Raw genomic sequence first — 429 nt, 5'->3', positions numbered from 1 at the left:
ATGTTGTTCATGATGGCCTTATAGCCTAATGCCATAGATAAGTGCGTTTTTCCTACTCCGCTAGCCCCGAGAAACACCACATTTTCTGCTCTAGCAATAAAGCTCAGATTGAACAGTTCAATCACCTGTGATTTAGGGGCCCCTAGGGCATAATTAAAATCATAGTCTTCCAGGGTTTTGACTTGAGGCAGGCCTGAGAGTTTCATCAGTACCTGCTGGCTGCGCTGTTGCCTGGCAGCATATTCATGCGTCAAGATCGCTTCAACAAAGTCGGCATAACTTCCATCCTGACCTAATGTTTGTTGTGCATGATGTGACCATTGTGATGCGATGGCAGGCAGATTGAGCTTTTGGCAAAGCTGCTCTATACGGTCGTATTGCAGATTCATCAGGAAACTCCCAGCAACTGGTCATATACCGATAAGGGAT

Annotated in this window: 1 pseudogene; it reads right to left on the bottom strand. The window is 45.9% G+C overall.

Annotated elements, in window-relative coordinates:
- A pseudogene (gene istB, locus ACF8FD_RS03080) lies at positions 1 to 389 on the bottom strand (IS21-like element ISAba8 family helper ATPase IstB); the annotation flags it as partial.
- Positions 390 to 429: the final 40 nt, after the last annotated feature.

The sequence above is a fragment of the Acinetobacter sp. TYF_19 genome, from assembly GCF_043105125.1.
In the GTDB taxonomy this organism is placed as follows: Bacteria; Pseudomonadota; Gammaproteobacteria; order Pseudomonadales; family Moraxellaceae; genus Acinetobacter; species Acinetobacter johnsonii.
This window is presented reverse-complemented; position numbering and strand designations above follow the sequence as displayed.